The organism is Pseudomonas sp. NIBRBAC000502773 (assembly GCF_006517195.1).
GTDB classification, from domain to species: Bacteria; Pseudomonadota; Gammaproteobacteria; order Pseudomonadales; family Pseudomonadaceae; genus Aquipseudomonas; species Aquipseudomonas marginalis.
Genome location: NZ_CP041189.1, coordinates 1299356 through 1323338 on the forward strand (window position 1 = coordinate 1299356; position 23983 = coordinate 1323338).

Genomic DNA, 23983 nt, shown 5'->3' on the forward strand with positions numbered 1-23983 from the left:
GAGCCACGGCTGACTATTTATCGTTTTAACGCTATTGAACTGCGGAGCGAACATGCAAGAAAGTAAACACCCGAAGGGACTTGGCGGTTGGTTGATCGTGGTTGGCTTGGGCCTGTTTATAGCCTTGGCGCGCCTGGGTTATGCCCTTATCGCGGTGTATTACCCGATATTCGCAGATGGCTCGTTCAGTCTCCTCACCTCATCCGGCACGACGATGACTAACGCCCTGTGGGGCGCGATCCTGATTTCAGAAACCCTCGTCAATGCAGTCTTTATCGCGGCCTTTGGCTATTTGGTTTACCTGTTCTTCTGCGAACATTATTTATTCCCCAAGGTTTATATCGTCACGCTCATCGCCTCGGCTGTTTACGTTCCACTTGATGCATGGTTCAGCTCGCTTGTTCTGGTGGATGAACCCATATTCGACTACAACACGACCAAGGAAACCGTCCGCGGATTGGTGTCCACCTCAATCTGGGTCCCCTACATACTGTTCTCCAAAAGGGTCAAGGCAACGTTTGTCCAACACCGGCCGGTTGCGGCGCAAGCGCCGGGCATCGTCAGCCCTTGACGCGGTGAGCATCGAGCGCCTGCCGGCTGACTGGCAGGCTGCCAAGGCGATGCCGCTGAACTACGCAGCCCCTCTCACATCGATAGCACTGATGATTACTATCGAACCGCTCGCCTATAGGGTGGCCAGGCCCGATTCCTATAATCGCCTCCCAATTCTTCCCCTTCGCCTGGACACAGGCGACATCCCCCTTGGAACCCAGCATCATGCCAAGTGCCCTCCAGGCCCCCAGCGGCCGTCCCGAACATAATCAGCAAAGCGTCAAACAGCAGTGGCTGGCAATCCTCTCGGTCGCGGTGGGCGCTTTCGCCCTGGTGACCAGTGAGTTCCTGCCGGTGGGTGTGCTCAACGACGTCGCCAGCGACCTCGGTATCAGTGCCGGCCACGCCGGGCTGATGGTGACGTTGCCCGGCATCATGGCCGCCCTCGCTGCGCCGTTCCTGTCGGTGAGCATTGGCGCGATGGACCGGCGTTACCTGCTGATCGGCCTGACGTTGATCATGATCATCGCCAACTCGGTGGTGGCCTTTGCCAGTGACTTCAGCCTGCTGCTGTTCGGCCGTGTCTTGCTGGGCATCAGTATCGGCGGGTTCTGGGCCACGGCCATTGCCCTCAGTGGGCGCCTGGCGCCCAGGGGTGTGGACGTGGCGAAGGCCACCTCGATCATCATGATGGGCGTGACCCTGGCCACCGTGCTCGGCGTGCCGGTCGGCACCTGGCTCAGCGGCCTGATGGGCTGGCGCATGACGTTCCTGGTCACCGCGCTGCTGGGCGTGCCGGTGCTGCTGGCGCAGGTGTTCCTGCTGCCGCGGCTCACCCCGGAGAAGGCCATTCGCATCAGTGACCTGCCGGCGTTGTTTATCAACCCACAGGCGCGGATCGGGTTGATCGCGGTGCTGTTGATCGGCCTGGCGCACTTTGCGGCCTACACCTATGTGGCGCCGTTCTTCAAATACAGTTCCGGCTTCGACGGGCCGACGATTGGTTCGCTGTTGCTGCTCTTCGGCGTGGCCGGGGTGTTCGGCAATATCTTTGCCGGTTTCGCCGCCAACCGCAGCGTGCGTCACACCCTGTTGCTGGTGGCGCTGATGATCGGCACCAGCACCGCGCTGTTCCCCCACTTCGCCACCGGCATGACCGGCGCAGCGATGCTGATCGGGCTGTGGGGCTTCGCCTTCGGCGCCTTCCCGGCCTGTGCCAGTATCTGGATGTTTGTGGTGGCGCCCAAGGATGTCGAACGCGGCATGCCGCTGTTCGTGGCCTTGTTCCAGGTGATCATTGCCTTGGGTTCGTTCTTCGGCGGGCGCATCGTCGACCAACTGGGCAGCTCGGTGCTGTTGAGCCTGGCCACGGCACTGGTGGGCTGCGGTTTTGTTACAGTGCTGGTGCTGGGGCGCAACATCAGTAATAGCCTGGCGGCCCAGCCTGGCTAAACCGAGGGACCATGGATACCGCCAACGACGCTTCTTTCGCCTATCAGGCGGTGTACCGCTACCTTGTCGAGTTGATCGAGGCGAGCCCTTCGGCAGGCGAACGCCAACTGCCGTCCCTGCGCCAGTTGGCCCGGCGCCTGGGCGTGTCGGTATCGACCACCAAGTACGCCTATGCGCTGCTGGAGGACGAGGGGCGTGTCCAGGCCAGGCCCAAGCGTGGCTATTTCACCCAGGCCGTGCCGGCGCCGCTGTTGAGCGAAGGTTCGCCTGATTTGCTCGACCAGGTATTCGCCAACGCCCGCCAGCCGGGCATGCTGGCCCTGAGCAGCGACGCCCCGGCGATGCTGCTGTCGTTGGAAAACCCCTTGTTGATGATGGAGCGCGAACTGGCCCGCCAGTACCCGCGCGCCCTCACGCCGCTGTACCTGCCGTTCGGCGAGCCCGAGTTGCGTGCGGCGCTGGCCGCGCGCTACACCCAATCCACCCACCGCTATTGGCAGGCCGAACAGGTGTATATCGGCTCGGACCTGCACAGCGTGCTGGACCTCTCGCTCAGCGCCCTGGCGTTGCGTGGCACGCTGGCGCTGGTGGAGTCGCCGTGTTCGTGGGCGGTGCTGCGCCAGTTGCAGGCGGCGAATATCCGCGTGATTGAAATGCCCCTCGGCGCGGGCGGGCGCTTCGACCTGCCCGCCTTCCAGGCACTGCTCGAGCGGGAGCCGATCCGCCTGGTGGTGCTGTCATCCAGCGTGAACGTGCCCCAGGGCGGCGTGATGCCGGCGCAGGATAAACATCAGATCTGCCGCTGGCTGGCAGAGCGGGACATCTGGCTGTTCGAAAATGACACCTACGGCGAGCTGTGTTTCGAGCCGCCCGCCGCCCGCTATCGCGACTTTGCCGACCCGCAGAAACTGCTGGTGTTCTCGACCTTCGACAAGGTGATCGGCGCGGAGGCGCCCTACGCTTATGTGCTGTGTCGCGGGCAAGGGCCGCAGTTGCAGCGGGTGTTCCTGGAGCGGGGGTTTCGCCTGTCGCCGACCCGTCAGAAAGCGATTGCCAAGCTGCTCACCTCCGGGCGCATCGACCAGCACCTGCTGATGCTGCGCGCGGCCTTGCGGGAACGGATGACGCGCATGGAAGCCCTGCTGGAAACGCACGGCGAGTGGCACGTGGTCGAACCCCATGGCGGCGCGAGTTTCTGGCTGGAGGCCAGGCGCCCGGTCGACATGGGGCACGTGTTCGAGCGCCTGCTGGCCCAGCGCGTCGTGATCGCTCCGGGGCAGTTGTTCAGCCTGCACGGCAACTGGCCGCATCACCTGCGCCTGAGCTACACCCTCGACTGGAGCAAGGATATCGCCCAGGCCGTGCAGCTGTTGGCCCAGGCGATCCGTCAAAGCCCGTAGCAATGCCGCGCTTCGGGGAAGCGGCCGTGACGCACGTCTTCGGCGAACTGCCCGCACGCTTCGCGGATCACCGCGCCGACATCGGCGTACTGCTTGACGAAGCGCGGCAGATGCTCGCCGCCCAGGCCCAACAGGTCTTCGGTGACCAGCACCTGGCCGTCGCAGGCCGGTGAGGCGCCGATGCCGATGGTGGGCCTGTCCGAGTCCTGGGTAATCTGCCGCGCCACGCCTTCGGCCACACCCTCGAGCAGCAGGCTGAAAGCGCCCGCCTCCAGGTTGGCGCGGGCGTCTTCGGTAATCACCGCGCCGGTTTCGGCCGTGAGGCCCTGGGCCTTGAACCCACCCATCACGTTGACGAACTGCGGCATCAGCCCCACGTGCGCCATCACCGGAATACCACGCGCCACCAGGAACGCCACAGTGCCCGCCAGCGCCTGGTTGGCTTCCAGCTTGACCGCGTCGCAGCCGGTGCGCGCCAACACCTGGGCGCAATTGCGGAACGCCTGTTCATGGGATTCCTGATAGCTGCCAAATGGCATGTCGGCAATCACACAGGCCAGGCGCGTGCTGTCGACCACGGCGCGGGTGTGGCCGATGATTTCTTCGAGCTGCATGCTCAAGGTCGACGCCCGGCCATAGCCGACCATGGCCGTGGAGTCACCGACCAGAATGAAGTCCACCAGCGGATCGATCAGCCTGGCGATGGAACTGGTGTACGCCGTGAGGGAGACGATTTTCTGCTGGCCTTTCATGGCGACCAGTTGGGGCACGGTCATGCGTTTGGTGCGGGTGTGCAGGCTCATGGTGTGTTCCTTATCGCGTTCAATACTCGGGGAATGCGGGGCCCGAGTATTGGCGAAAGGCGCGGCGATTCAATGCACAGATCGGCGCTAAAAAGCGACCCAGGCAGCCGTCGCGGTTTTTTAAGCTGGTATCATCCGCGCACGTACACGCCAGGTAACAACCCATGAATCGCCAGAAAAAACTGCAACAGCTGTTCAAGGCCAAAGCCAAAAAGGCCAGCGCCAAATTGGCACCGAAATCCAAGGATAAGTACATCAGCAAGGCCGAGCGGGAAAAGCTGGCGGCTGAGGCCGCCCAGGCGCCAGACATGTCCCCCGAGGGTTAACTCAGCAACCGCTCAGCGCTTCGGGCCGACGCTCACCCGCGAAAAAGAACGGCCGCAGGCGCACGCCCACGCCGTTGCCGATAAACGCCGCCACCAGCCACACCCAGCCATGCAGGCTGCCCGAGGCGATACCGCTGAAGTACGCGCCGATGTTGCAGCCATAGGCCAGGCGCGAGCCGTAGCCGAGCAGCAGGCCGCCGATCACCGCGGCCAGCAGCGAACGGGCCGGGATCTTCAGGCTGGGGGCAAAGCGCCCGGCCAGGCCGGCGGCCAACAGCGCACCGAGGACGATGCCGATGTCCATGACGCTGGTGATGTCTTCCCACACCGGCGCAGCCAGGGCCTTGGCGTTGCCCGGCATTTGCCAGAACGCCCAACTGGCCACGTCCACACCCAACCCGTTTGCCACCTTGGCGCCCCACAGCGCGAAGGCCGATGTAATCCCCCACGGCCGCCCGGCCAGTGCCAGGGTGGCGTAGTTGAGCAACGCCAAACCAATCGCGCCCCACACCAATGGCCAAGGCCCGCGCAGGAAGCGGCGCAGGCCTTGGTGTTCGCTGGTCACGCCGGCTTCAAGCTGGCCGTGGCGGCGCTTTTCCAGGCGCACGGTGACGGCCGCGATGAGCGCAAACATGGTCAGGCTTGCGAGCAACGCCGGCACCACGCCGAAGCTCTTGACGATGGACACCGCCGGGAATGCCGGCAACGCAAACCACCAGTCCACATGGTGGGTGGCGATCAGCGAACCGCAGATAAAGAACAACAAGGTCACCAGCATGCGCGCATTACCGCCGCCCACCGTGAACAGCGTGCCCGAGGCACACCCGCCGCCCAACTGCATGCCGATGCCGAAAATAAACGCGCCGAACACCACCGACACCCCGGCCGGCGCCACCAGCCCGACCACCGGTTGCCCGAACAACGTGCCCGCCCCCAGCGCCGGGAAAAACAGCAGCACCGCCAGCGCGAGCATCACCATCTGCGCCCGCAGGCCTGCGCCACGGCGATCATTGATAAACACACGCCAGGCGGAGGTGAAGCCGAAGGCAGCGTGGTAAAGGGTCAAGCCCAGCGCGGCGCCGACCACCAGCAACAGCACCTCGCGCGAACCGACGCTGTTTTGCAGGAACAAGGCGCCCAGCACCAGGATGACGAAGGCCACCAGCGGCGCGACAGGCTTGCGCGCAGGGGTGAGGGAAAGAGAGGTGCTCATGGGGATCTCGGTTTGATTTGAAGGGGTGATTGCGAAGGGGCGAGTATAACCTGTGGGCGTGGTCGATCTTCAGCGAGGCTGCGATAGCGGTGTGTCAGGCAACGTAGATGCAAGCGATGCCACCGCCATCGCAGCCTCGCCAGGGCTCGACAACCCCTCTAAAATTCAACATAACCAATTGATTTTTAAGGGTTAAAACTTAACCAAAAGTCTTGAGTCTTGCATAAACAATTTCAGGCTGACCGAATTCCTGTGGTGAGCGGGCTTGTCCCGCGCTGGGGTGCGAAGCGCCCCTGATGAAGATGAATGCGGTGTATCAGGTACTCCTCCGCGCCTGGTTTTGGGGCTGCTGCGCAGCCCAACGCGGGCGGTGCGACGATTCGACAAGCCCGCTCACCACAGGGTCCCAGTTGGCTACACAACAACCTCTCGCTGCGGCCACCTTGTATAGGGGGTGGGGTATGACACACTCCGCCGCACTATAGGTAGGGGGGTATACCGTGGGCCATATCGCAGCCAACAAAGACAGCCTGATAAAACGGGTCAAGCGCATCGCCGGGCAGATTCAGGCGGTGGAAAAAGCCCTGGCGTCGGACGCCGACTGCGCCAAGACCCTGCACCTGGTGGCCGCTACGCGCGGCGCCATCAACGGCTTGATGGAAGAAATCATCGAAGAACACGCCAGGGCGCACGTGGCCGATCCCTCCCTCAGCGAGGAAGAACGCAGCAAGGGTGTCGAAGAACTGCTCGAAGCGATTCGGCGCTACGCCAAATGACGCTCATGACCCACCACGCCCACGACCATGTGTTCCTCGGCGCCGCCCACGACGAGAACGCCAGGCGCACCCTGTGGGTGGTGATGCTGACGGTGGTGATGATGGTGGCGGAAATTGCCGCCGGCTACCTCACCGGCTCCATGGCCCTGCTGGCCGACGGTTTTCATATGGCGACCCACGCCGGCGCCTTGGGCATTGCCGCCGCAGCCTATGCCTATGCCAAACGCCACGCGCACAGCCCACGCTACAGCTTCGGCACCGGCAAAGTGGGCGACCTGGGTGGCTTCGCCTCGGCGCTGATCCTGGCGCTGGTGGCCCTGGGCATTGGCGTCGAGTCGGTGATCCGCCTGCTGGAACCCACCGAGGTGCAGTTCGGTACCGCGACCCTGATTGCCATCGTGGGCCTGTTGGTGAACATCGTCAGTGCGCTGTTGCTGGGCCACGGTCACAGCCATGACCACGATCACGAGCACCACCACGGCAGCGACAACAACCTCAAATCCGCCTATGTGCATGTGCTCGCCGATGCGCTGACCTCGGTCCTCGCCATCGCCGCCTTGCTGGCCGGGCGTTACCTGGGCTGGGTGTGGCTGGACCCGGTGATGGGTATCGTCGGTGCCATTGTGATCGCGCGCTGGGCCTGGAGCCTGATGGGGGTGACCGCCGGTGTGCTGTTGGATCAAACCGATGAGCACGTCGCCGCCGAGATCCGCGCGTTGGTCGAACAACCCGGCGACGCCAGGATTACCGACCTGCACGTGTGGCGCGTGGGCCCCGACGCCCACGCGGCGATTGTGAGTGTGCTCGGCCAGGACACCACGGATGCCGACACCCTTCGCGAGCGTCTCAAGGCGGTGCATGAAGTGAGCCACCTCACCATTGAGTTTCGTTCGGCGTGAGTGCGCCCCTTTACCCCATTTCCAGGTGACACCTTGGCTAAAGACATCGAAAACCCCTGCGTCTCCACCTGCCAGCTCAGCGGCGACATGTGCGTCAGCTGTGGCCGCAGCAAGGACGAGATCCGCAAGTGGAAACGCATGAAACGCCCCGAGAAAATGGCCGCCGTGCAACGTGCAACCCAACGCTTGAAAGCGTTGAAAAAAGCCAGGTAAGCCGCTTGATCAGGAGCGCCCCACCGACCCGGATACCGGAAGGTTGCCCAGCAATTTGAGCCCGGTACTTTTCACGAAGGTGTCGTAGTCCATCGGCTTCTGGATGCGCGTTTCGGTGTTGGGCAGCACGTAGGCCCAGGCGCGCTGGCTGGAGGCGTCGTACACCAGCTTGAACAGGCGCGTCGGCACCCAGACCTGGTTGGCGCCGATGGTGCTGTAGCCCGGGTCGAACAGCGGCCCGGTGAACACATACACGTCACCGCCCGCGCGCACCGCGAACTTGCGCACGTCGGCCTCGACCTTGCTCCAGATCTTGCGGTTGTTGGTGGGGTCCTGGGGCACCATGTTCGACAGCGCGAAGGATTGGGCCATGGCACGCGCGTTGGGTGCGTCGGCGGCCGGGGCCTGGTGGCCACGGTCCATGGCCGGGTGCTGGCTGCGGTAGTCACTCAGCTCCGCACGGCCACTTTTGGGAATGCGTGGGTCGGCGTAGAACTGGTTGGTGCGCTCCTCGCCTTTGGCATTTTTCAACTGCCTGGTGTTCAGGCGTTCGACCACCACCAGTGGGGTCTTGCTGGTTTGTGAGTAGAGCACCGCAAACGTCTCGGAACACAGCGCCAGCGGCTTCATCGACGCCGGGACGGTGGCCGTCTTGATCGGCGCAGCGCCAGGGAAGAGATCGGCGCAGCCATCGAATGAGGCGCGTTGCTCGGTGGGGGTGTAAGGGTTTGCCAGACTGCGGGCTTCTACAGCGGTAGAAAGCAAAACAAGGGCCGACAGCCCGACTGCGATGGTGCGTAGGTACATGCTTTAAATCTTATGGTGAGGGTAACGGATGAGCGCGAATGTTCGTGCGGGGCTTATGGACCCTGATTCGTGTGTTTGGTGCCGCGAGACTCACGGATAAGGTTGAACCTCTCCTACGCCCAGGGGCTCAGAACCCTACATCCTCGGGAGAAACCTATGACCCAGACCGCATTAGTCGTGGGCGCCAGCGGCATCGTTGGCAGCGCCATCACCCAGTTACTGCTTGAACACCAATGGCACGTTGCAGCCCTGTCCCGTCAGCCCTCGCAGGTGCCGGGGGTGATTCCGGTCGCCGCCGACTTGCAGGACCCGGCATCGCTGCAACAGGCCCTGGCCGATCTGAAACCCACCCATGTGTTCATCACGACCTGGTCGCGCCAGGCCACCGAAGCCGAGAACATCCGCGTCAACGCCGCCATGGTGCGCAACGTGCTGGACGCCGTGCGCCCCGCCGGGAGCGTGCAGCATGTGGCGCTGGTCACCGGCTTGAAGCACTACCTAGGGCCGTTCGAAAACTATGGCAAGGGCAGCCTGCCGCACACCCCGTTCCGCGAAGAGCAAGGCCGCCTGGACGTCGAGAACTTCTACTACGCCCAGGAAGACGAAGTGTTCGCCGCCGCAAAAAAGGACGGCTTCACCTGGAGCGTGCATCGCCCGCACACCGTCACCGGCGTGGCGGTGGGCAACGCAATGAACATGGCGACCACCCTCGCCGTCTACGCCAGTGTCTGCAAACACACCGGTCGTGCGTTTGTATTCCCAGGCTCCCGCGTGCAATGGGACAGCCTCACGGACATGACCGATGCGCGGCAGTTGGCCCAGCAACAGTTATGGGCGGCCACTACGCCCGCTGCCGCCAACCAGGCGTTCAACGTCACCAATGGGGACGTGTTTCGATGGAAATGGATGTGGGGCCAGATCGCCGATTATTTTGGCCTTGTACCCGCAGAGTTCCCGGCCAAACCGTCGCCGCTTGAGCACCAGATGGCCGATGATCAGGCGGCCTGGAGCGAGATCGCGGCCAAACACGGGTTGAAAGAAACCGACATCAGGCGCTTGGTCTCACCCTGGCACACCGATGCCGACCTTGGGCGCCCGATCGAGGTGGTCACCGATATGTCCAAGAGCCGGAAGATGGGGTTTACCGCCTACCAAGCCAGCGACCAGGCATTTTTTGATGTATTCGATCAGTTGCGTGAAGCGCGGTTGATCCCTTGAAGAAACTGGCCGCTATTCACTGGCGGCTGTTTTTCTTTCAGTGGCCGGCAACGTTCGGTTTGCCAGTACTGCGCGCCCCCGGTTTGAAGCCATGGGCGTGCGCCGCCGCAGTGATCAACAACGCCACGCCGATCAATACCAGCATCGCCCAGGGAAATGCCGCCACGCCCCAGCGGTCCAGCAACACACCGCCTGCCACGCCGCTGCCAGCAATCGCGCTGTTCCACGCCACCACGTTCAGCGACAACGCCACATCCGCGCCGTCCCCCGCCGCATCCGCCAGGGCGGTTTGCAGCAAGGTCGCGGCGCCGCCGAAGCTCAGGCCCCAGACCGCCACGCCGAGGTAAATCACCTGCGGCATCGTTCCCAGTAAGCCGAACACCAGGCTGATGAGCGCAAAGCTCGCCAGGCTTGCCAGCACGGTGTTGCGCAATAACGGCTCGACCAATCTGGCCGTGATCCAAATCCCCGCCAACGCAGCGATCCCGAAGACCAGCAACACCAGGTCCACGCGCTCCGCCAACCCCGCAGGCGCCACGAACGGTGCGATGTAGGTGTACAGAATGTTATGCGCCAGCATCCAACTGATCACCACCGCCAGCACAGGGCGCACCCCCGGCGTGGTCAGCACCTTGCCCAGCGACAGGCGTTGATGGGCGGGCTGCGGCGCGTAGTCCGGGACTTTTACCAGCACCCAGGCGATCAGTATCAGGCTCACGGCCGACATCAGGCCGAAGGTGGTGCGCCAGCCCACCAGGCCACCGAGCCAGGTACCCAACGGCACCCCCAACGACAGCGCAATCGGCGTGCCGACCATCGCCAGCGCCAGTGCCTTGCCCTGTTGGTGGGGCGCAACCATGCGCCGGGCGTAACCGGCCAGCAGGCTCCAGGCCAACCCCGCCGCCACCCCGGCAAAGAAGCGCGCCACCAGCGTCACGCCATAGTGAGACGACAACGCAGTGATCGAGTTGAACAGCAGGAAACCGACGATGGTCAGCAGCAGCACATTGCGCCGGCGCCAGCCACGGGTGGCGATGGTCATGGGGATCACTGCCAGCACCGAGCCCAGCGCATACGCGGTGACCATCTGCCCGGCCATCGACGGCGAAATCGCCAGGCCGTCGCTGATCAACGGCAACAGGCCGGCGGGCAGGGTTTCGGTGACGATGCAGAGGAAGCCCGTCATCGCCAGGGCGAGCAAGGCACCGATGGGCAGGCGCTCGGATGAGGCCGATAAGCTGAGTGAGGGGGTCACGGGAAACTCCTTGGGCAAGACTTAGATACTGATCGATATAAATGTTGCGGGCGACCACCCCGCGTTGTCAACGACTTATGTATCGACTAGTATTTATCTCGTTTTCCCACTGGAGACCTGACATGGCACAAATGGGCCGCCCCCGCACCTTCGACCGCGAACACGCCGTGGAACAGGCCATGCACCTGTTCTGGCAGCATGGCTACGACGCCACCTCCCTGGCCCAGCTCAAGGCGGGTTTGGGTGGCGGGATCTCCGCGCCGAGTTTCTACGCGGCGTTCGGTTCCAAGGAGGCGCTGTTCGACGAGTGCGTGCAGCGCTACCTGGCGACCTATGCCCAGGTCACCGAATGCCTGTGGGACGACACCCTGCCCCCGCGCCAGGCCGTCGAAACCGCGTTGCGCCAGTCGGCGCGCATGCAATGCGAAGACGGGCACCCCAAAGGCTGCATGGTCGCGCTGGGCGTGATGAGTGCGCCCAGCCCGGAGAATGCGCGGGTGGCCGATGCATTGACCCAATCGCGCCTGCGCACCCGGGCGGGGATTGTGGCGTGTGTGGAGCGCGCGATTCGCCTGGGCCAGTTGCCGCAGCAGACCCAGCCAGCGGTGATGGCGAGTGTGTTTGACAGTTTTTTGCAGGGGGTGTCGATCTTGGCGCGGGACAACGTGCCCCATGCCACCCTCGACGCGGCGATCAGCCAGTTGCTGATGAGCTGGGATGTTGCCGCGTCTATCGCACCGCCCAGTCCTCACAGCCCTGCAGCAAAAAAACCATAACCTACGAGCCGACTAGAACAGCAACCGCGAAAAATCGCAGCACGCCTGCGCCATCCGCGCCACGTCCTGGTTCAGGCCGAATTGCCGGTCCAGCCGGTGCAATGCCACATACTGGATACTCGGCAACTGCGGCTGCGTAATCAGCGCACGCAACGCCCCCTGCTCGATCAAGTGCGACAAACACGCCTTGGGCAAATAACTCACGCCAATCCCCGACAACGCCAACCCTACCTGCACCAGCAGGTTATGGCTGGTGAGGGTGCGCGGCATCTGCACATTGTGCGCGGCCAGCCAACGCTCGTAGATCAGGCCGGTGCCCGACTGCGAACCCTGGGTCAGTACGGTGTAGTCGGCCAGCACTTCCAGGCTGACGGGGTCGGGGTGTGGGATCAGGCCAGGCGCGCAGATCCAGGCGTTTTCCACGCTTTGCAGGACGGTGCTGTGGAAGCGCGGGTCGCTATAGACGTCCGGCACAATCACCAGGTCGAGTTGGTCGCTTTCCAGCTTGCGGAACAGTTCGCTGCTCAGTTCCACTGACGGTTCGATCTGCACCTTGGGGTAGGCCTGGCGCAACGCTTCCACCAGCGCCGGCAGCCAGGTCAAGGCGGTGAGTTCGGTGACGCCGAGGCGAAAACGGCGCACCAGCACCTCGCGGGCGCTGACCCGTTCGAGCAGTTGGTCGCGGCTGTTGAGCAGGTCGCGGGCATAGTCGAGCAGCTCACCGCCCTTCTCCGTCAGCCGGGCGTTGCGCTTGCTGCGGTCGAAAATCTCGACGTCGAAGGTGTCTTCCAGTTCCTGGATGCGCTTGGAGATGGCCGACTGAGACATGTTCAGCTTGTTCGCCGCTGCTTCGAAGCTGCCGAGTTCGGCGATCCAGTACAGCGCATCGATTTGCTTGAAGGTGATCATGGCGACCAACTCATGAAAAAAAGCGATGCTATCACATCATAAAATATCGCTAAAACTCTCCCGTCATCACTCCTAAGATCCGGCCATAGCCCATCGCTATCCAACAATTCTGGAGATTTGCCATGTCCTTGCCCGGTTCACGCATCCTTCCCAACGCGCCCATGGCGCCGGCCGAACTGGTCGAGGCGTTTGCCCAGGTGGTCACCCCGCATATCAGCGACAACCTCGGCCGTCATATCGGCGCCCGTGGACTCACGCGCTACAACCGCAGCGGCAAGCTGGTGGGCACGGCGATCACAGTCAAGACCCGCCCCGGTGACAACCTGCTGATCTACAAGGCCATGAGCCTGCTGCAACCCGGCCATGTGCTGGTGGTGGACGGCCAGGGCGACACCAACAACGCGGTGATCGGCGAGCTGATCAAGCTGTATGCCCAACAGCGCGGTTGCGTGGGGTTTGTGATCGACGGCGCGATTCGCGATGTCGCCAGCTTCGAGGACACCCCGTGCTACGCCCGCGCCGTGGTGCATACCGGCCCGTACAAGACCGGCCCCGGCGAAGTGAACGTGCCGGTGTCCATCGGCGGCATGGTGGTCAACCCCGGCGACCTGCTGGTGGGCGATGAAGACGGCCTGGTCGCGTTCTCCCAGGCCGACGCCGCCGAAGTGCTACGCCGTGCCGCACAACATGCCGAACATGAAGAAGCGGTCAAGGCAGAGATCGCCAGCGGTGCGGTGCGCCAGAGCTGGATCGACAAGGCCCTCAACAACGCCGGCCTGGCGTGAAGGAGTCCGAGATGAGCACTGCATTTTTGTCGGACCGCGTCCTGGGCATCGCACCCTCCCCCAGCATCGCCGCCAACGCCCTGGTCACCGAGTTGCGCGCCCAGGGCCGTGACATCGTCAACTTCACCGTGGGCGAGCCGGACTTCGACACCCCGGCGCACATTCTCGAGGCCGCCAGCCTGGCGATGCACAGCGGTGACACCCATTACACGGCCACCACCGGCACCCTCGCGCTGCGCCAGGCCATCTGCCTGAAACTGCAGCGCGACAATGATCTGGTGTATGGCCTCGATGAAGTCGTCGCCGGTTGCGGCGGCAAGCACATCATTTATCACGCGTTGGCCGCCACCTTGAATCGCGATGATGAAGTCATCGTGCACACGCCGTATTGGGTCTCGTACCCGGACATCGCACGGCTCAACGATGCCACGCCGGTGATCATCCCGGGCGATGAACGCCTGGGTTTCAAGCTGTCGCCCGCCGCCCTCGAAGAGGCGATCACCCCACGCACCAAATGGGTGATCCTCAACAGCCCGAACAACCCCAGCGGCGCGGTCTACAGCGAAGCCGAGCTGCTGGCCCTGGCGCAGGTGTTGCGGGGCCATCCCCACGTGCTGGTCATGGCCGATGAGATCTACGAGCACTTCGTCTACGGCGACGCCCGGCATGTGCCGTTGACACGCCTGGCGCCCGACCTCAAGCCACGCACGCTGATCGTCAACGGCGCGTCCAAGGGCTATGCGATGACCGGTTGGCGCCTGGGTTTTGGTGCCGGGCCGGTGTGGTTGATCGCGGCCATCGCCAAGTTGCTGTCACAGACCACCACCTGCCCCAGCTCGTTGAGCCAGGCGGCAGCGGTGGCCGCGTTTGCGGGTGATCAGGCACCTATCGCCGCCATGCGCGGGGAATACCGGCAGCGTCGCGCCCTGATGCTGGAGCGACTGGCGGGCATTCCCGGCCTGGGCCTCATCCCGCCCGATGGCGCGTTCTATGTGTTCGCCAACGTCAGCGGCCTGATGGGCAAGCTCACCCCCCAGGGTGATCGCCTCGACAGCGACACCCAACTGGTGGACTACCTGCTGCGCGACTACGGCCTGGCCACGGTCAGCGGCGCGGCCTACGGCATGTCGCCGTATGTGCGCCTGTCGTTCGCAAGCGCCCTGGACGTGATCGAAGAAGGGTGCCGTCGCCTCAAAGACGCATGCCACGACCTGCGCTGACGGCCACCCGCAACACCCGGCGACCAGCGGACGGCCGCCTTTTGACTGCCTAGAACAACAACTTAAAAATCATTGATCTCAAATGAGGCATTCCCATGCACACGCCCCGTATCGCGCTGGTCTGGCAAATCATGATCGGCTTGCTCGCCGGCATCGCCATTGGTGCCCTGCTGCACCGCTTTCCCGAATCCCGGCCGTGGCTGGTGGACAATCTCCTGCAACCGGCGGGCGATATCTTTATCAAGCTGATGAAGATGATCGTGGTGCCTATCGTGTTTGCCTGCATGGTGGTGGGCATTGCCGGCCACGGTGACGGCAAATCCCTGGGCCGTATCGGGGTCAAATCCCTTAGCTATTTTTTCTGTATCACCACCCTGGCGATCATCATCGGCCTGGTCATGGGCAACCTGCTCAAGCCCGGCACCGGCACTGAACTGTCCAGCCTGCACGCGGCGAATATCACCCTGCCCACCAGCAACGGCGCCGGTCATAGCCTGGGGCAAATCATTGTCGGCATCATCCCCGATAACGTGGTCAACGCCATGGCCCAGGGCAGCCTGTTGTCGGTGCTGTTTTTTGCGGTGATGTTCGGCCTGGGCGTGGCGCGCCTGCCCGCCGAACGCAAAGACCCGGTCATCGCGCTGTTGCGCGGCGTCAGCGATGCCATGTTCAAGGTCACCTCGATGATCATGGCCTACTCGCCCATCGGCGTGTTCGGCATGATCGCCGTGACCGTGGCCAACTTCGGCTTCAGCTCATTGCTGCCGCTGGCCAAGCTGATCATGGTCAGCTATGTGGCCATCGCCTTCTTCGTACTGGTGGTGCTCAACCTGGTGGCGCGTGTATGCGGGATCAACCTGTTCGCCCTGATGCGCCATATCAAGGATGAACTGGTGCTGGCCTTCTCCACCGCCAGCTCGGCGGCGGTGATGCCGCAACTGATGAAAAAACTCGAAACCTACGGCGTACCCCCTTCGCTGGTGAGCTTTGTGGTGCCGGTGGGTTACTCGTTCAACCTTGACGGCGCTTCCCTGTTCCTCGGCATCGGCACCCTGTTCGTCGCGCAGTTGTACGGCATCGACCTGAGCCTGGGCGATCAGGCCTTGCTGGTGGTGACCATGGTGCTCACCTCCAAGGGGGCAGCCGGAGTACCGGGATTCATGTTCGTGATCCTCTCGGCCACCCTGGCCAGCGCGGGTTTGCCGTTGGAAGGCATCGCGTTTATCGCCGGGGTGTATCGCTTGATGGAGATGCCGACCACAGCGCTGAATGTGCTGGGCAATGCGTTGGCGCCGTTGGTGATTGCCAAGTGGGAGGGGCGTGAGGTGCGGGCGGGGCATGAGTCTAGAGGGAGAAATGTTCCCACGCTGTAATGTGAACGCTACGAATAAAGGCGCTCCGAAGAGCGCCTTTATTCATTCCAGCCTTACTGCTCGCTGATGGATTTCACCTCGGCCTTGGCTGCACCGCCAATCGCAATGCGCTTAGGCTTGGCTTCCTCCGGTACCACCCTGAGCAGGTCGATGCTCAGCAACCCGTTGGCGAGTTGTGCGCCCTGCACTTCAATGTGGTCGACCAGGCGGAACGACAAACGGAACGCGCGCTGGGCGATGCCCTGATGCAGGTAGGTGATGCCCTCATCGTGTTCGCGCTTGCCGCCGGCGACGGTCAACACGCCTTTTTCCACCTGGATTTCCAGGTCATCCTCCACCAGGCCTGCCGCCGCGATGACGATCCGGTAGTGATCTTCACCGTGCTTTTCGACGTTGTGAGGTGGGTAGGTGGTACCGGCCTCGCTGCGAAGCGCCGATTCAAAAAGGTCATTGAAGCGGTCAAAGCCGACGGAATGACGGAACAGTGGGGCCAACGAAAGAGTAGTAGCCATTGCAAAATCTCCTGAGTTTTCTCCAAGTGATTTGACACGCGACCCGTATTCGGCATCGCGTAAAACCTAAGTAGGTTCAGGGAAAAAAATTTCAAGCAGCCCCAGCAAAAAAATTTATCCGCTGCTGTGATCGCGTGCAGACAGGCTGACGCAATGAGCATCCCCCCAGGTCGAACAATCACTCAACGCCACATAGCGAAACGACAATTGTTGACTAGACTCATGGGCGCACCGCACTGGCTATGGGAATCGCTGCATGAGTGAAACAAACGCACGAGCGGGGATGTTTTCCAGCCCGTGGCGACATAGAGAGTTGTTGTTTTCCATGGTCCAGCGGGAAGTGATTGGGCGTTATCGAGGCTCCATCATGGGGCTGTTGTGGTCGTTCCTTAACCCGCTATTCATGTTGCTGGTCTACACCTTTGTGTTCAGCGTGATGTTCAAGCTGCGCTGGCCCGCGGGCGACGGTTCGCGCACCGAGTTCGCGCTGCTGGTGTTTGCCGGCCTGCTGGTGTTCAACGTGTTCGCCGAATGCGTGGGGCGTGCGCCGGGCCTGATCATCGCCAATGCCAACTACGTCAAGAAAGTCGTGTTCCCCCTCGAAGTCCTGCCGTGGGTGGTGCTGGGCGCCGTGTTGTTCCACACCCTGGCCAGCCTGGTGATCTGGCTGGTCTTCCACCTGGTATTTTTCGGCTGGCCGCCCCTGACCAGTGTGTTGCTGCCCCTGGTGTTATTGCCGCTGGCGCTCTTCACACTGGGAGTCACCTGGCTATTGGCAGCGCTGGGGGTTTACCTGCGTGATGTCGGCCAGGTGGTGGGCGTGCTGACCACGGCATTGATGTTTGTCTCGGCGATTTTTTACCCGACCAGCGCATTTCCGCCAGCCTACCAGGGCATCCTTCACCTGAACCCGCTCACCCTGGTGGTCGAACAGGCCCGTGACGTACTGTTCTGGGGTGTGCTACCGGACCTTTTCACCTGGGCCTGCGGCCTGCTGGTGGCCGGGGGCATCGCCTGGCTGGGGTTCAGCTGGTTCCAGAAAACCCGCAAAGGATTTGCCGATGTGCTCTGACATCGCCGTACAAACGGCCCACCTGAGTAAGAGCTATCACATCTATGACACGCCCAGGGATCGCCTGTGGCAGCTGTTTTCTCGCGGCAAAAAGCAGTTCTATCGCGAGTTCTGGGCACTGCGTGACGTGTCGCTGCAACTGTGCAAAGGTGAAACGGTAGGGATCATCGGGCGCAACGGCAGCGGCAAATCGACGCTGCTGCAACTGATCTGCGGCACGCTCAGTGCCACCTCCGGCAGCATTCACAGCCATGGCCGCGTGGCGGCGTTGCTCGAGCTGGGCTCGGGCTTCAATCACGATTTCACCGGGCGTGAAAACGTCTATATGAACGGTGCGGTATTGGGGCTCAGTCGCGCGGAAATCGATGCCCGTTTTTCCCAGATCACTGACTTCGCCAATATCGGCGACTTTATCGACCAGCCCACCAAGACCTATTCGAGCGGGATGCTGGTACGCCTGGCCTTTGCCGTCGCGGTGTGCGTGGACCCCGACATCCTGATCGTCGATGAAGCCCTGGCAGTGGGCGACGCGTCCTTCCAGTTCAAGTGCCTCAATCGGCTGGAAGCACTCACCCAGCAAGGCACGACGCTGCTGTTCGTGTCCCATGACATGGGCATGGTCAAACGCTTTTGCAATCGGGTGATTTACCTGCGCGAAGGCCAGGTGCGCGCCAGTGGCTCTCCCGAAGAAATGGCCGAACTCTACCTGCTGGAGATGCGTGACGAACAGCGTCGCTGGGCCAGCGGCGGCGCGGTGGCGGTCGCCCCCAAGGCCTTCCTTGCCCAACAGGCTGGCATCGCCTTTGGCACCGATGAGGGGCATATCGTTGCGGCCTGCTTTACCAACACGGACAGCCTGTATTCAAGCTTTGTGTATGGCGAGACCATCCAGCTGCGCATCGAAACCCGGGTACGCGACAGCATCGAGCTGCCGACTCTCAGCGTGACGATCCAGGAGGCCCGCCTGCTGGTGATCGGCGGTGCCAACCTGCCGCTGCACCTGGAGGCAACGCACGACGGCTGGCGCAAGGCGACGCTCAACGTCCGATTCCCCGCCAACCTTGCGGCGGGCAAGTACCACATCACGCTGAAACTGATGAACGGCCACCTCGAAGAGACCGCGCAGCTCATCGAGAAGCAGGTCGCGCTGCTGGCGTTCGACACCTTGCCAGGTACCCGGGAGTTCCTTGGGTTCGTCGATCTGGGAATAGAGGCCGGTCCTGCCCCTCACACGAGTGAACCGGGGGTACCGCAATGAGCCGAAAGTGGCAGGTCGGGATCTTCGGCACATTCGATGTCGCCAACTATGGCGACTTGCTGTTTCCCATCCTCGCTGAGGCGGAGTTGACCCGGCGCCTGGGGGCGATAACGCTGCACCGGTTTTCCTATCACGGGAAAACGCCGCCCGAATGGCCGTACGAGGTCACCTCGCTGACCCGTTTGCCGGACGTCGCCGATCAGTTGGATGGGGTGTTGATCGGCGGTGGTTTCATTGTGCGTTTCGACAAGCTGGTGGCCAGCGGTTATTACCCCCCGGATGCCGCCATTCACCACCCTACCGGCTACTGGCTGACGCCCGCGCTGATTGCGCTGCAACACGGCATCCCATTGATCTGGAATGCACCGGGCATGCATTGCAATGACATCCCGCCGTGGGCCGCACCGCTGGTGCAACTGACCCTCGAACACAGCCCGCACATCAGGGTACGCGATGCGCTGTCCCAATCGGCCCTGGCCCAACTGTCGCCGACGGCCCAGGTCGAGGTGCTTCCCGACACGGCCTTCGGCCTGCCACGCCTGCTCGACCCTCAATCGCCTTCTGCCCCGTTCCTGGAGCTGTGCAGCAGCGCCGGCCTGACCCAACCCTATCTGGTGGTGCATGCAATGTGGGGGTTGGACAGCTTCCTGCAACTGTGGCGAACCCACGCCGGGCAGTTCGAGGACGTGCAACTGCTGCTGCTGCCCATAGGGCCGGTACTGGGCGATCACGAATCCGTACTGGGCGACGGCCTTGCGCGCGCGCGTTGCCTGCCCTTCTGGCCAGAGCCCCTGCTGCTGGCAGAACTGCTCGCCCATGCCGAAGGGGTGATCGGGCACAGCTACCACCTGGCGATCAGTGCACTGGCCTTTGGTGTGCCGATCTTCTGCTCGGCGGACCTGGGCACCGGCAAATACACCGCGCTGCCGAGCCATGGGCGAATATTCCAATTACGCCGGGACCAGCCGATTGATCCGCAGTGGTTTCGCGCACAGTTGGGCAAGCAGCCGGTGTCCCAGGTGACCGCCGACGCGATGGTACAGATCGACGCACACTGGGACCGCGTGGCCGAGTTGATCCGCGAAGGTCGCAGGCCCACGCAGCCCGCGCTCAATCGCTACTGGCAAGCCTTGCCGGGTGTTTTCGAAGACCTGCACTCACACCTCGAAAGCCAGGTCGCTGAGCGGCAACACGAACGCGAGCAACATCAACAGGCACTGGAAACGCTGTACCGCTCCAACTCGTTCAAGCTGACGGCGCCGTTGCGCCATCTGCGCCGAACCCTGAACAAATGGCTGGGAGCCCTTCGACATGATTGACCTGAACAAACTGACGGCCCACCGCCTGCAGACCGTGCCTTTTTCCTGGGCGCAAATCGGTGCGCTCTACACCCCCGACGATGCCAAGGCGCTGGCCGAAACCTACCCGCACGACCACTTCAAGACGGTCTCCGGCTACGGCGGGGCCAAGGACTACGAATACGAGGCGCGGCAATTGATCGCCATGGGCAGCCACGAAGTGGTCAATCCACAGGCCTTGAGCCCGCAATGGCTGGCACTGGCCCATAGCCTCTGTTCGCCGCAGTACCGCCAGGCCATCTCCGCGCTGACCGGGGTGGACGTAACCAAGGTTCCCATGGAAGCCAACCTGTTCCACTACGGCCCCGGGGCCAACCTCGGGCCGCACCCGGACCTGGATGACAAACTGGTCACGCACATTTTGTACTTCAATCAGACTTGGGACCCTGCCGACGGCGGCTGCCTGCAGATCCTCGGTTCTGCCAGGCCCACCGATATCGTTGCGCAAGTGACGCCCGAGGTCGGCAACTCGGCGATTCTCGTGCGCGCCGACACTTCCTGGCATGCGGTTTCACGGGTGGTGGAGGGTTGCCGTTCTTCCAGGCGCAGCGTGACAGTGACGTTCTACCGCCCCGGCGCTACCAGCTCGATGTGGCCGCCCAACGACCCGACACCTCTGCACACTTACGGCGAACAGCACAACACCACGTTTTCGTGAAGGACCGCACCATGGACAAGGACAATCCGGCCACGCTGGAACGCGATGCGGCCATCAGGGAACGAGACGCGGCGCTGGCTTACATCGCCATGTTGAAAAATACCCGTTCGTGGCGGATCACCAAGCCCTTACGGGCGCTGCTGCATTGGTTGAGGTATCGGTCATCCCACACCGACGCCGACATCCCCGACTTTCTGCACGGGCAATATCTGCCGGTGCGCACGGCGTTGAAAAACCCGCTGTCGCCATCGGCGGATTTATCGCCACCAGAGGCGCGCTTCGACATTCTCTGCTTCGCCAATATCGACTGGGCCGCCCGCTTCCAGCGCCCCCAGCAGTTGATGAGCCAGTTCGCCCGTCACGGCTACCGCGTGTTCTACATCGTGCCTTCCCGCAGCGCCGAGCCTGGCCTGGCTTACAGCACCTTGGAAGTGGCGCCCGGGGTATTCGAGGTGACATTGCAGCGCGACGAGTTCGTGGACTGCTACACCCAGCGCATGTCGGAAAAACACCTGCAAACCTACGCCAAGGCAATTGAAGCGCTGGCCAAGGACTGGCGCATAAAAACCGCAGTCAGTGTGGTGCACCTGGCGTTCTGGGCTGCGCTCGCGCATCGCTTGCGCGACGCCCACGGCTGGAAAATCCAATACGACTGCATGGATGACTGGGTGGGCTTTCCGGGGATCGGCGAGACGTTGCTGGAGGAAGAACACACCCTGGTCCGAGACGCCGACCTGGTGACAGTCACCGCTGCGCTGCTGCAGGAGAAATGGGCCGCGATGAGCCGCGATTGTCGCTTGCTGCGCAATGGCGTGGATGTCGAGTTCTTCGAGCAAAATTGTGTGCCCAACCCCTTGATGGCGGAGATCGAGCGGCCGCTGATCGGCTTCTATGGAGCCCTGGCCGAATGGGTCGATTTGCCCTTGATCGCGAGCATCGCCCGGCTGCGGCCGGACTGGAACTTTGTGTTGATCGGCGACATTTTCGTCAAGGACCTGGCCGGTCTGGACCGCCTGCCCAATGTGCATTTACTTGGCAGGAAGCCCTATGCACAGATGCCGTTGTACCTCTACCACTTCAATGTCTGCCTGATCCCGTTTCGCCTGTATAACGTGACCCATGCGGTCGACCCGGTGAAGTTCTACGAATTCATCAGCGCAGGTAAACCGGTGGTGTCGGTGCCGCTGGAAGAAATGCAGATCTATGCGGATTTCGTGTATTTCGCCAGCGAACCGCAGGCCTTTATCGAGCAGATCGAGCGCGCCCTGAACGAAACCGATACCCAGGCCGCTACCCGGCGCGTGGCACTCGCCAGCGCCAATGACTGGCGCCACCGCTTCGACGCCAACCTCAGTGCGCTGAAGTCCTTGCACCCGAAAGTGTCGATCGTGATCGTTACCTACAACAACGTCGAACTGACCCAGGGCTGTATCCAAAGTCTGTTGCGCAACACCACGTACCCCGATTACGAGCTGATCATTGTCGACAATGCGTCCTCGGACGACACGCGCAATTACCTGCGTTACCTGGGCCGCACCCAAGCAAACGTCACCCTGGTGCTCAATGACCGCAACCTGGGCTTCGCCGCCGCGAATAACCAGGGGCTGCGCCTGGCGACCGGGGAATACCTGGTGCTGCTCAACAACGATACCGTGGTGCCCAAGGGCTGGGTCGATCCGTTGCTGCGCCACCTGCAAGACCCACAGATTGGCCTGGTCGGCCCGATGACCAACTCGGTAGGCAACGAAGCGAAAGTGCTCGTCGACTACGTCGGCCTCGAACACATGGAAGCCTTCGCCGATCAGCACGTCGCGCGGCATCGTGGGCGCAGCTTCGATATCAGCATGCTCGCCATGTTCTGCGTGGCCATGCGCCGCGAGGTGCTGGAACGCATCGGTTGGCTGGATGAGGCGTTCGGCATCGGCATGTTCGAAGACGATGACTATAGCCGGCGCATCCAGGCGGCCGGCCTGAGGACCGTGTGCGCCGAGGATGCCTTCATCCACCACTACGGGCAGGCGTCCTTCAAGAAGCTGATCGCCAGCGGCGAGTATCAAGCGCTGTGGGACAAGAACCAGGCGTACTTTGAAAGCAAATGGGGCACATGGACGCGCCCTGAACCGCAGCGCAAATCGGGTAGCCCTTGACCAACCAAAGGAAGACACCGTGCTCAAGCGAATCATGAACAAACTCAACGGTAAGCGCGAAGGGATCGGCGCCGACAAGCAAGTCACGGCGGATCACTGGTCAGAAAACATGGCCGGCTCCGACGCCTTTTCTGCGGATGTCTATTGGCTGGCGGTACCGACCGTGCAACGCCGTCATCAGCATAAGGCAACGGCGGGCAGCGGCCATCCGGGCTGGGTGCAGTACTGCCTGAAGGAGTTTCTCGGCAACCCGGCGCCAGGCACACGGATGCTGAGCATCGGCTGCGGCACCGGCACCCTGGAGCGCGAACTCTACAGGCTCAAGGCGTTCGAGCACTGTGACGGCGTGGATATAGCGCCTGCCGCCCTCGAGGTGGCCAGAGCCGAAGCGCTGGCGATGGGCGCGTCGACGATCCATTACGCCCTGTGTGATATCGAACGCACTGACCTGCCGGGCAATCACTACGACGCGGTCTGGTTCAATGGCTCACTGCACCATATCCGCGAGCTGGAAGTGGTCTGCCAGCGGGTTCGCCATAGCCTTAAGCCTGGGGGCTGGCTGTTTTTCAATGAATATGTCGGGGCCAATCACTTTGCCTTTGATGCCCAGCAACGCGCGGCCATCAGCCATGCGTTCGGCTTGATTCCCGAGCATTTGCGCCGCTCATTCGTGAAGGGTTCATACGGCCAGGTTCAACAGGTCGTGCCACTGCCCGACCCCGCCGAGGTGGTGAAAGTCGACCCGTCGGAAGCCGTGCGTTCGGCAGATATCCTGCAGGTGGTACAGGAGCACTTTGATGTGCGTGCGCTGAACCTCTGCGGCGGTTCGCTGCTGCAGTTTCTGCTGCACGGTATCGCCGGCAACTTCACCGCGGACAACCCGCAGTCCCTCAGGGTACTGCAGATGTTGTTCGACATCGAAGACGGGCTGATCGAGTCGGGCACGTTGAAAAGCGACTTTGTGGTGGTCGCCGCATCGCCGAGAACGTCCTGATGAGGTC

At 62.5% G+C, this 23983-nt stretch carries 24 protein-coding genes; 18 read left to right on the forward strand and 6 right to left on the reverse strand.

All coding sequences use genetic code 11. The features are described 5' to 3' along the window. The first annotated feature begins 52 nt into the window (after positions 1-52). The 3 genes from NIBR502773_RS05890 to NIBR502773_RS05900 all read left to right on the forward strand — a co-directional run bounded on the left by NIBR502773_RS05890 (position 53) and on the right by NIBR502773_RS05900 (position 3404). Positions 53-571, forward strand: coding sequence for a DUF2569 domain-containing protein (locus NIBR502773_RS05890; RefSeq protein ID WP_141155625.1), 519 nt, complete (start codon positions 53-55; stop codon positions 569-571). 206 nt (positions 572-777) lie between these two features. Further along, positions 778-2004, forward strand: a complete 1227-nt coding sequence (locus NIBR502773_RS05895) for an MFS transporter (protein WP_065940441.1) — start codon at positions 778-780, stop codon at positions 2002-2004. Between the two features lie 11 nt (positions 2005-2015). Beyond that, complete coding sequence (locus NIBR502773_RS05900) at positions 2016-3404, forward strand: PLP-dependent aminotransferase family protein (protein ID WP_141155626.1); 1389 nt, start codon at positions 2016-2018, stop codon at positions 3402-3404. On the opposite strand, the gene panB is transcribed toward NIBR502773_RS05900, so the two are convergent. Then, complete coding sequence (panB, locus tag NIBR502773_RS05905) at positions 3392-4207, reverse strand: 3-methyl-2-oxobutanoate hydroxymethyltransferase (protein WP_141155627.1); 816 nt, start codon at positions 4205-4207, stop codon at positions 3392-3394. The genes NIBR502773_RS05900 and panB overlap by 13 nt on opposite strands. A gap of 164 nt (positions 4208-4371) precedes the next feature. On the opposite strand from panB, the gene NIBR502773_RS05910 reads away from it, so the two are divergent. Further along, complete coding sequence (locus NIBR502773_RS05910) at positions 4372-4533, forward strand: DUF2986 domain-containing protein (RefSeq protein WP_065923882.1); 162 nt, start codon at positions 4372-4374, stop codon at positions 4531-4533. A 1-nt stretch (position 4534) separates the two neighbouring features. On the opposite strand, the gene NIBR502773_RS05915 is transcribed toward NIBR502773_RS05910, so the two are convergent. Continuing rightward, positions 4535-5746, reverse strand: coding sequence for a YeeE/YedE family protein (locus NIBR502773_RS05915; RefSeq protein ID WP_141155628.1), 1212 nt, complete (start codon positions 5744-5746; stop codon positions 4535-4537). A gap of 500 nt (positions 5747-6246) precedes the next feature. Here NIBR502773_RS05915 and NIBR502773_RS05920 point away from each other — a divergent pair, with 500 nt between their 5' ends. From NIBR502773_RS05920 to NIBR502773_RS05930, 3 genes are read left to right on the forward strand one after another with little or no spacing between them, the layout of a single operon-like run. After that, positions 6247-6522, forward strand: a complete 276-nt coding sequence (locus NIBR502773_RS05920) for a metal/formaldehyde-sensitive transcriptional repressor (RefSeq protein WP_027604004.1) — start codon at positions 6247-6249, stop codon at positions 6520-6522. After that, positions 6519-7421 (forward strand): CDF family Co(II)/Ni(II) efflux transporter DmeF, encoded by a 903-nt coding sequence (gene dmeF / locus NIBR502773_RS05925; RefSeq protein WP_141155629.1) that lies wholly within the window; start codon positions 6519-6521, stop codon positions 7419-7421. The genes NIBR502773_RS05920 and dmeF overlap by 4 nt, the downstream gene beginning before the upstream one ends. Before the next feature lie 33 nt (positions 7422-7454). Next, positions 7455-7634 carry a DUF1289 domain-containing protein gene (locus tag NIBR502773_RS05930; protein ID WP_141155630.1) on the forward strand — a complete coding sequence of 60 codons (180 nt, stop codon included), beginning with the start codon at positions 7455-7457 and terminating at the stop codon, positions 7632-7634. 9 nt (positions 7635-7643) lie between these two features. On the opposite strand, the gene NIBR502773_RS05935 is transcribed toward NIBR502773_RS05930, so the two are convergent. Continuing rightward, positions 7644-8441 (reverse strand): DNA/RNA non-specific endonuclease, encoded by a 798-nt coding sequence (locus NIBR502773_RS05935; RefSeq protein ID WP_141155631.1) that lies wholly within the window; start codon positions 8439-8441, stop codon positions 7644-7646. A gap of 156 nt (positions 8442-8597) precedes the next feature. On the opposite strand from NIBR502773_RS05935, the gene NIBR502773_RS05940 reads away from it, so the two are divergent. After that, on the forward strand, positions 8598-9659 hold the full coding sequence (locus NIBR502773_RS05940) for an SDR family oxidoreductase (protein WP_141155632.1): 1062 nt from the start codon (positions 8598-8600) through the stop codon (positions 9657-9659). A 37-nt stretch (positions 9660-9696) separates the two neighbouring features. Here the strand turns inward: NIBR502773_RS05940 and NIBR502773_RS05945 are convergent, their stop codons facing one another. Next, positions 9697-10914, reverse strand: a complete 1218-nt coding sequence (locus tag NIBR502773_RS05945) for an MFS transporter (RefSeq protein WP_141155633.1) — start codon at positions 10912-10914, stop codon at positions 9697-9699. A 122-nt stretch (positions 10915-11036) separates the two neighbouring features. On the opposite strand from NIBR502773_RS05945, the gene NIBR502773_RS05950 reads away from it, so the two are divergent. Further along, the gene (locus NIBR502773_RS05950; RefSeq protein WP_141155634.1) at positions 11037-11690 is read left to right on the forward strand and encodes a TetR/AcrR family transcriptional regulator; all 654 of its coding nucleotides are present in this window, start codon (positions 11037-11039) and stop codon (positions 11688-11690) included. A gap of 12 nt (positions 11691-11702) precedes the next feature. Here the strand turns inward: NIBR502773_RS05950 and NIBR502773_RS05955 are convergent, their stop codons facing one another. Continuing rightward, the gene (locus NIBR502773_RS05955; RefSeq protein WP_065940451.1) at positions 11703-12599 is read right to left on the reverse strand and encodes a LysR family transcriptional regulator; all 897 of its coding nucleotides are present in this window, start codon (positions 12597-12599) and stop codon (positions 11703-11705) included. Positions 12600-12721: 122 nt separating this feature from the next. On the opposite strand from NIBR502773_RS05955, the gene NIBR502773_RS05960 reads away from it, so the two are divergent. The 3 genes from NIBR502773_RS05960 to NIBR502773_RS05970 all read left to right on the forward strand — a co-directional run bounded on the left by NIBR502773_RS05960 (position 12722) and on the right by NIBR502773_RS05970 (position 15977). Beyond that, complete coding sequence (locus NIBR502773_RS05960; protein WP_141155635.1) at positions 12722-13384, forward strand: RraA family protein; 663 nt, start codon at positions 12722-12724, stop codon at positions 13382-13384. 11 nt (positions 13385-13395) lie between these two features. Continuing rightward, entirely contained in the window at positions 13396-14604 is a 1209-nt protein-coding gene (locus NIBR502773_RS05965) for a pyridoxal phosphate-dependent aminotransferase (protein ID WP_141155636.1), read from the forward strand. A 95-nt stretch (positions 14605-14699) separates the two neighbouring features. Continuing rightward, positions 14700-15977 carry a cation:dicarboxylate symporter family transporter gene (locus tag NIBR502773_RS05970; RefSeq protein WP_115486853.1) on the forward strand — a complete coding sequence of 426 codons (1278 nt, stop codon included), beginning with the start codon at positions 14700-14702 and terminating at the stop codon, positions 15975-15977. Between the two features lie 53 nt (positions 15978-16030). On the opposite strand, the gene NIBR502773_RS05975 is transcribed toward NIBR502773_RS05970, so the two are convergent. Next, positions 16031-16489: an Hsp20 family protein gene (locus tag NIBR502773_RS05975; RefSeq protein WP_027603994.1), complete on the reverse strand. Its 459-nt coding sequence runs from the start codon at positions 16487-16489 to the stop codon at positions 16031-16033. Between the two features lie 256 nt (positions 16490-16745). Here NIBR502773_RS05975 and NIBR502773_RS05980 point away from each other — a divergent pair, with 256 nt between their 5' ends. From NIBR502773_RS05980 to NIBR502773_RS06005, 6 genes are read left to right on the forward strand one after another with little or no spacing between them, the layout of a single operon-like run. Further along, the gene (locus NIBR502773_RS05980) at positions 16746-17561 is read left to right on the forward strand and encodes an ABC transporter permease (RefSeq protein ID WP_141155637.1); all 816 of its coding nucleotides are present in this window, start codon (positions 16746-16748) and stop codon (positions 17559-17561) included. Further along, a complete protein-coding gene (locus NIBR502773_RS05985; protein WP_141155638.1) occupies positions 17551-18819 on the forward strand; it encodes an ABC transporter ATP-binding protein in 1269 nt (422 codons plus the stop codon). Before NIBR502773_RS05980 ends, NIBR502773_RS05985 begins: the two co-directional genes overlap by 11 nt. After that, the gene (locus tag NIBR502773_RS05990; RefSeq protein WP_141155639.1) at positions 18816-20138 is read left to right on the forward strand and encodes a polysaccharide pyruvyl transferase family protein; all 1323 of its coding nucleotides are present in this window, start codon (positions 18816-18818) and stop codon (positions 20136-20138) included. The genes NIBR502773_RS05985 and NIBR502773_RS05990 overlap by 4 nt, the downstream gene beginning before the upstream one ends. Beyond that, entirely contained in the window at positions 20131-20835 is a 705-nt protein-coding gene (locus NIBR502773_RS05995) for a 2OG-Fe(II) oxygenase family protein (protein WP_141155640.1), read from the forward strand. Before NIBR502773_RS05990 ends, NIBR502773_RS05995 begins: the two co-directional genes overlap by 8 nt. An 11-nt stretch (positions 20836-20846) precedes the next feature. Then, on the forward strand, positions 20847-22982 hold the full coding sequence (locus tag NIBR502773_RS06000; RefSeq protein ID WP_141155641.1) for a glycosyltransferase: 2136 nt from the start codon (positions 20847-20849) through the stop codon (positions 22980-22982). 19 nt (positions 22983-23001) lie between these two features. Continuing rightward, positions 23002-23976, forward strand: coding sequence for a class I SAM-dependent methyltransferase (locus NIBR502773_RS06005; RefSeq protein ID WP_257228197.1), 975 nt, complete (start codon positions 23002-23004; stop codon positions 23974-23976). The last annotated feature ends 7 nt before the right edge of the window (positions 23977-23983 follow it).